We start from the raw sequence: 6,306 nt of genomic DNA on the forward strand, positions 1-6,306 counted from the left end.
GGCAGTTCGCGAAGGCTTCGGGCAGAAGGTCGTCGAGGCTCTCGCCATTCTGCGCGCGATTGCGCAGCTCGGCGGTCTTGGCCACGATTTCGGTATCCGTGAGTTTTTCGAAATCCGGCTCCAGCGCGTTGATCTTTTCGACGAGGGGACGGGTGGCCTTGATCTTGCGGTCGTTCGGGGTTCCGAAGACCTTCTTCGCGAGTAATCCAAGCCCAAGCATGTTCTCTATTGCCCTTCCGCATCGTCGGCTGCCGATTTCAGCCGCAATCTATCAAACCTGAGGGCATCGGGTTGTTCGGCTCCTTGCAGGCGTCTACAACGACCCCCAAGTCAGGCTAGGCCCCGATGCCAAACCAGAAAGGGACATAAGGGGCTGCCGGATATGTGTCAACGCGGCCAGGGGACCAACCCGGCCTTCAACATGGGAATATCTTCAATGACCAAACACTTTCTTGCCGGCGCGGCACTGTCGGCGCTTCTGATTACGCCCGCCGTGGCCCAGGATGCGGGCACCGTGCTGGCGACCGTGAACGGCCAGGACATTACGCTCGGCCACGTGATCGCCGCGACCGCCGCCCTGCCCGAACAATACCAGGCGCTGCCCAACGACATGCTGCTTCAGGGCATCCTGGAACAGCTGATCCAGCAGGAAGTCGTGGCGTCCATGGCGCGTGACGAACTGTCGGGCGCGATGCGTATCGGCCTGGAAAACGAGGAGCGCGCCTATATCGCAGCGATGGCACTGGACGCCGTGGCCATGGCCGACATCCCGGCGGAAGAGCTGCAGGCCGAGTATGACGCGCAGTATGGCAACGTCGAACCGGTGACCGAATACAATGCCTCTCACATCCTGGTGGAAACCGAGGAAGAGGCGCAGGCGCTGATCGAGGAACTGGAAGGCGGCGCGGATTTCGCGGCCCTCGCCCAGGAACATTCGACCGGCCCCTCTGGCCCCAATGGTGGGCAGCTTGGCTGGTTCACGGCGGGCATGATGGTTCCGCCCTTCGAGGAAGCGGTGTTCGCGCTTGAAGTCGGTGAAGTGTCTCCCCCGGTTCAGACCCGCTTCGGCTGGCACGTGGTGATCCTGAATGACACCCGCGACCAGGCCGCCCCGGCCCTGGAAGAGGTGCAGGACCAGCTGATCGAAGGCCTGCGCCAGGCCCGCGTCGACAGCTACCTCGAAGAGATGAGCGCTGCCGCCGCGATCGAGCGCCCCGAGATGGAGCTTGACCCGGCCCTGATCCGCGACCTGGGTTTGCTTGATAACTGATCCTCTGCGGGGGCCGGGTTCTGCCGGGCCCCCGCTTTCCATAGCCAAGGGTTTGGCCGCTTGTCAGCCATGGTGCCCAGATGCGGCTTGGCGAGTTGTGATGCCTATTTAGCTTGTGGTGACGGGGCCATTTCTTTCTAGAATGGGACGGTCCCGATTTCAGGAAGAGTTCATGTCGACAGTCAGCATCAGCATTCGCAAATTGGCGAAACAAGGAATCGAGGTCCTTCCGCGTGGGGCGGGAACGAGCGTTACCCTTCCCAAGGCTACCCGGATCGAGGCACCTGCCAGCCTGAAGTGGACGCAATACGAGAATTCGCTCGAACTTGGGGCATTTTCCTACCAGGTGTCCGGCTATTGCGCGGCGGCCCGGATCGGGCGCTACTGCTCTTTCGGCGAAGAGGTGCAGATTGGCCGACAGGATCATCCGACGAAATGGATATCGACAAGTCCGGCCTTTTACCTGGGTGACCGGCTCTTCTCACTCGGGTCGGAGTTTCGGGATGCCGAGCGCTACCATGACTTCAAGTTCAACTTCACCGGGCCCTCGACAAAGGCGAAGATCACCACGATCGGCAACGATGTCTGGATCGGGCACGGAGCCTATGTGGCCGCGGGGGTGACGATCGGGGACGGGGCCATCGTGGCCGCCAATGCCGTGGTGGCCAAGGACGTTCCGCCCTATGCCGTGGTTGCTGGCAACCCGGCGGTGATCAAGAAATACCGCCTGCCGCCAGAGCTGATTTCCCCCATCTTGCGCAGCAAATGGTGGCGTTTTGCGCCCTGGCAGTTGCAGCATCTCGATCCGGCAAAGCCTGGACAATTCGCCCACGGAGTCCTGGCGATGCGGGACGAGCCGGAATTCGAGCCCGAGGTCTTTGTGGCCAGCGAAGAAATCTGATCCGGATCGGCTTGATCTTGGGCTGGAATCCGCGATGCTTGCGACGCAACTGCCCCTTCAAACGGTGAAGCGACCTATGGCCAAGAAAGACAAGAATGCGAAAGAAGGCGGTGAAATCGCCGAGCTGAAAAAGAAGCTGAACAAGCTGCGCAAGAAGCTGAAGCTGGAACGTGCGGCCCCCGAGGCTGAGGAGGCACCTGCTGCAAAGGCGTCGCCCAAGGTCTCTCCGCTGGCGCCCAAGGACGGTTTCCCCGCGATCCCACCCATCTCGGGGGTGCGCTTGTCTGCCGTTGCGGCTGGCGTGAAATATAAGAATCGCAAGGACGTGATGCTGGCAGAAATCGCGCCGGGCAGCGCCATTGCCGGGGTCTTTACCCGCTCGTCCACGCGGTCCGCTCCGGTGCTCGATTGCGAGGCGAAGCTCGCAGCGCTGAAATCCGGGTCGGACAAGGGCTTTGCCTTCATCGTGAATGCCGGCAACTCCAACGCCTTCACGGGCCATGCCGGCCAGCAGACCGTCGACCAGGTCACCGGGGAGCTGGCCAAGTTGATGAACCTGCCCAGGGGGCATGTGTTTTCCTCGTCCACCGGTGTGATCGGTCAACCGCTGCCGCCCGAGAAGATTACTCACGCTCTTGGTGATCTTCAGGCCGGGCTGTCCGAGGACAACTGGCAGGATGCCGCACAGGCCATCATGACGACCGATACATTTCCGAAAGGCGCGGTGCAGCAGGTCGAGATCGACGGAGCCACCGTGACCATTGCGGGGTTCGCAAAGGGATCGGGGATGATCGCGCCGGACATGGCGACGATGCTTGGTTACGTCTTTACAGATGCCGCCGTTTCGCAGCCCGCGCTTCAGGCGATGTTGAAGGCTGGCACAAACGCAAGCTTCAACGCCGTGACGGTGGACAGCGATACCTCGACTTCCGACACGGTGTTGGTCGCGGCGACGGGCCAGGCCGATCATAAGCGCATCACCTCTGCACGCAGCGCCTCTGGCCAGGTTCTGGCCGCAGGTTTGGCGGCGGTTCTCAAGGACCTTGCGCTTCAGATCGTGCGCGATGGCGAAGGGGCCACGAAACTGGTCGAGGTCCGGGTGACCGGAGCAAAGACTGCCCGGGACGCCGACAAGGTGGCACGCGCCATTGCCAATTCGCCGCTGGTTAAGACGGCCATCGCGGGCGAAGACCCGAACTGGGGTCGGATTGTCATGGCAGTTGGCAAGTCGGGTGCTGCGGCCGATCGCGACCTGCTCAACATCCGCTTCGGTGACATCCTGGTTGCCGAAAAGGGGTGGGTGGCAGAAAGCTACACCGAAGAGGCCGGCGCGTCCTACATGAAACAGGAAGAGCTGGTGATTGCCGTCGACATGGGGCTCGGATCGGGCGAGGCAACAGTCTGGACCTGCGACCTGACCCATCAATACATCTCGATCAACGCGGATTACCGGTCGTGAAAACGGTCCTGGTTGCCGCCGTTGCCCTGATAGATGCCGAGGGGCGCGTGCTGCTGGCACAGCGCCCCGAAGGCAAGTCCATGGCGGGCCTGTGGGAGTTTCCGGGAGGCAAGGTCGAGCCCGGAGAAACACCCGAGGCGGCCCTTGTGCGCGAGTTGCAGGAAGAACTGGGGATCGACACCTGGGAAAGCTGCCTCGCACCACTGACCTTCGCCAGCCATAGCTACGATGAGTTTCACCTGCTGATGCCCCTCTTTGCCTGCCGCAAGTGGAACGGGATCGTGACCGCGCAGGAAGGTCAGAAACTGGCCTGGGCCCGGGCAAACCAGTTGCGTGACTACGAGATGCCCCCGGCCGACATTCCCCTGATTCCAATCCTTCGCGACTGGCTCTGATCGCAAAAGATATCTCTGGATATGCCTACGAATACGCTACATTGGCGGTAAGCGGGCGGCCTGGCGCAATAAGATCCGCGTTATGGCCTATTCAGGAGGAGCGTCATGCTCAGGACCATCATCATCGGATCGTGCGTCTCCGTGCAGGGGACCTTCGTGAAGACCCTACCCAATGGGCATATGGTCGTGCGCGTGGGCGACCGCCTGTTTGCTGGCCGCCCCGTCGTGGCGGCGGCCTAGACCCATCCCGATAGATTGACGTCGATCACGTCCGCCAGAGCGCTGATGTGGGCGTCTTCGTCGTTGAGGCAGGGGATATAGGTGAACTCTTCTCCGCCCGCCTCTTCGAAGCTTTCCTTGATCTCTTCGTTGATCTCTTCCAGCGTTTCGATGCAGTCGGCGCTGAACGCGGGCGCGATGACGGCGATCCGCTTCTTTCCTGCTTCGGCAAGCCGCGCGACCTCTTCCACCGTGTAGGGCTTCAGCCATTCTTCGGGGCCGAACTTCGACTGGAAGGTGGTGACGATCTGGCTCTTGTCCCAGCCAAGCCGTTCGCGCAGAAGGCGCGTCGTCTTCTGGCACTGGCAATGGTAGGGGTCACCCTGCATCAGGTAGCGTTCCGGCATCCCGTGATAGGAGGCGACCAGGATGTCCGGCTTGGTCTCCATCGCCGCGTAGGCCCGTTCCACCGATTGCGCCAGCGCGTCCACGTAGGAGGGATGGTTGAAATAGGCGGGCAGGGTGCGGACCGAGGGCTGCCACGCTTCTTCCATCAGCGCGCGGAAGAACTGGTCATTGGCAGTGGCCGAGGTCGCGCCCGCATATTGCGGGTAGAGCGGCACGAACAGGATCTTGTCGCAGCCCGCCTCGACCATCGCGCGGACCTTGGATTTGGTCGACGGGTTGCCGTAGCGCATGCAGAAATCGACCATGACCCTGTCGCCGTGCCGGGCCTGCATCTCGGCGGCCATCTTGGCGGTCTGGTCCTTGGTGATGGTCATCAGCGGGCTTTCGCCCTTGTCGTGGTTCCAGATCGACTTGTAGGCCGCGCCAGAGCTGAAGGGCCGCTTTGTCAGGATGATGGACTGAAGGATCGGCTGCCATTTCCACGCCGGGTAGTCGATGACCCGCTTATCCGATAGGAATTCGTTCAGATAGCGGCGCATGGGCCAGTAGCTGTAATCGTCGGGCGTGCCGAGATTGGCGAGAAGAACGCCAACCTTTCCGAACTTCACCGGGGGATGGTCGGCAGGGGCGTGCGGCAGTGCTTGGGTCATTCCTGGCCTCTTTTGGTCTGCGCCGGCACGGGGCGGGCGGCTTCGTCGAATTCGGTTGTTTCCAATGCCTCGGCCAGACGCGCGGCGGCCGATCCGGGGCGAAGGGGTTTCTGCTGGCTTTCATGCGGGCTCCAGCCCGTCAGGAAGACCAGTTCGAAGGTGGCCGCGATACGCCCATCCTCTGCGGGAAAACTGTCGGCGTAAAGCTGCGCGGCACGCGCAAAGAGCCCGCGCGGCGGTACTGCCTTGTGACGCGCGGCCAGCGCGTTGGTTTCGCCCATGTCGCGCAGGTCGTGCATCAGGTGAAAGAGCGTCTGGTAGGTGACCCGCTGCGGCAACCGGTCGGCCACGGGCAAGGACAGGCCCGCGCGGCCCAGAAGTCCGCCCAGATCCCGAATCTCGCCCATCGGGGCCACGCGGGGGCTGAGCCCGCCCATGACCTCGCTTTCAGCCTGTGCCAGCGCCGAGCGCAGCTCGTGCAGGGTGTCGCCCCCCAGCATGGCGACCATCAGCAGCCCGTCGGGTCTCAGGGCACGGCGGCATTGCACCAGTTGGCCCACCGGGTCTTCGGCCCAGTGCAGCCCCATGACATGGCAGACGAGGTCATGTGCGCCGGGCTCCAGTTCCAGGATCTCGCTGTCGGGCACAACGACCGCACCGGGCAGGAAATCGGACCAATGATCTGGAAACGGCGTCACGATCGCGGGGGACGTAAACGCCCTGTTAACGTCCAGCAGCCTTTCCTGAAGCTCCAACCGTGCTTCGTCATGCAGAAACCCGGCACGATCCAGCCGCGCGCGGGCGCGGTGGCGTGTCAGGGCCTCTTGATCAATCAGCCGGGGCCGGGTCTTGTCGGTCGGGACGGTCATGGCGATGCAACCTAGGGGGCCGGGATGAAAATGCAAACGGCTGTGAATGCGGTGTTTCCGCCCGATTGCGTCTGCTGCGGCGCACCGGTTGATACCGAATTCGGTCTCTGTGCAAGCTGTTGGGCCGATACGCCC

The 6,306-nt window shown here is 62.5% G+C and carries 9 protein-coding genes; 6 read left to right on the plus strand and 3 right to left on the minus strand.

Annotated elements, in window-relative coordinates; translation table 11 throughout:
• A partial coding sequence (locus ACEQXV_RS02830; protein ID WP_370267794.1) for a hypothetical protein occupies positions 1–220 on the minus strand: 220 nt, incomplete at its 3' end.
• Positions 221–436: 216 nt separating this feature from the next.
• Here ACEQXV_RS02830 and ACEQXV_RS02835 point away from each other — a divergent pair.
• From ACEQXV_RS02835 to ACEQXV_RS02855, 5 genes are all read left to right on the plus strand, one after another.
• Positions 437–1,270: a peptidylprolyl isomerase gene (locus ACEQXV_RS02835; RefSeq protein WP_370267795.1), complete on the plus strand. Its 834-nt coding sequence runs from the start codon at positions 437–439 to the stop codon at positions 1,268–1,270.
• A gap of 172 nt (positions 1,271–1,442) precedes the next feature.
• Entirely contained in the window at positions 1,443–2,171 is a 729-nt protein-coding gene (locus tag ACEQXV_RS02840) for a CatB-related O-acetyltransferase (RefSeq protein ID WP_370252707.1), read from the plus strand.
• A 76-nt stretch (positions 2,172–2,247) separates the two neighbouring features.
• Positions 2,248–3,630 carry a bifunctional glutamate N-acetyltransferase/amino-acid acetyltransferase ArgJ gene (gene argJ, locus ACEQXV_RS02845; protein ID WP_370252709.1) on the plus strand — a complete coding sequence of 461 codons (1,383 nt, stop codon included), beginning with the start codon at positions 2,248–2,250 and terminating at the stop codon, positions 3,628–3,630.
• A complete protein-coding gene (gene mutT / locus ACEQXV_RS02850) occupies positions 3,627–4,025 on the plus strand; it encodes an 8-oxo-dGTP diphosphatase MutT (protein ID WP_370252710.1) in 399 nt (132 codons plus the stop codon). The genes argJ and mutT overlap by 4 nt, the downstream gene beginning before the upstream one ends.
• 105 nt (positions 4,026–4,130) lie before the next feature.
• Positions 4,131–4,265, plus strand: coding sequence for a hypothetical protein (locus ACEQXV_RS02855; protein WP_370252711.1), 135 nt, complete (start codon positions 4,131–4,133; stop codon positions 4,263–4,265).
• On the opposite strand, the gene hemH is transcribed toward ACEQXV_RS02855, so the two are convergent.
• Both hemH and ACEQXV_RS02865 read right to left on the minus strand, forming a co-directional pair.
• Positions 4,262–5,302, minus strand: a complete 1,041-nt coding sequence (gene hemH, locus ACEQXV_RS02860) for a ferrochelatase (protein ID WP_370267797.1) — start codon at positions 5,300–5,302, stop codon at positions 4,262–4,264. The two genes, ACEQXV_RS02855 and hemH, sit on opposite strands and share 4 nt — an antisense overlap.
• Positions 5,299–6,171, minus strand: coding sequence for a methyltransferase domain-containing protein (locus ACEQXV_RS02865; RefSeq protein ID WP_370267799.1), 873 nt, complete (start codon positions 6,169–6,171; stop codon positions 5,299–5,301). The genes hemH and ACEQXV_RS02865 overlap by 4 nt, the downstream gene beginning before the upstream one ends.
• 30 nt (positions 6,172–6,201) lie before the next feature.
• Between ACEQXV_RS02865 and ACEQXV_RS02870 the strand changes: the two genes are divergently transcribed.
• The coding region (locus ACEQXV_RS02870) for a double zinc ribbon domain-containing protein (protein ID WP_370267800.1) at positions 6,202–6,306 on the plus strand (105 nt) is incomplete at its 3' end.

The sequence above is a fragment of the Nioella sp. genome (genome assembly GCF_964229645.1).
Lineage (GTDB): Bacteria > Pseudomonadota > Alphaproteobacteria > Rhodobacterales > Rhodobacteraceae > Nioella.

Excerpts from the sequence above, each read along its gene's own strand:
- ACEQXV_RS02835 (WP_370267795.1), top strand. The coding sequence starts at position 437 with ATGACCAAACACTTTCTTGCCGGCGCGGCACTGTCGGCGCTTCTGATT.
- ACEQXV_RS02840 (WP_370252707.1), top strand. The coding sequence starts at position 1,443 with ATGTCGACAGTCAGCATCAGCATTCGCAAATTGGCGAAACAAGGAATC.
- argJ (WP_370252709.1), top strand. The coding sequence starts at position 2,248 with ATGGCCAAGAAAGACAAGAATGCGAAAGAAGGCGGTGAAATCGCCGAG.
- ACEQXV_RS02855 (WP_370252711.1), top strand. The coding sequence starts at position 4,131 with ATGCTCAGGACCATCATCATCGGATCGTGCGTCTCCGTGCAGGGGACC.
- hemH (WP_370267797.1), bottom strand. The coding sequence starts at position 5,302 with ATGACCCAAGCACTGCCGCACGCCCCTGCCGACCATCCCCCGGTGAAG.
- ACEQXV_RS02865 (WP_370267799.1), bottom strand. The coding sequence starts at position 6,171 with ATGACCGTCCCGACCGACAAGACCCGGCCCCGGCTGATTGATCAAGAG.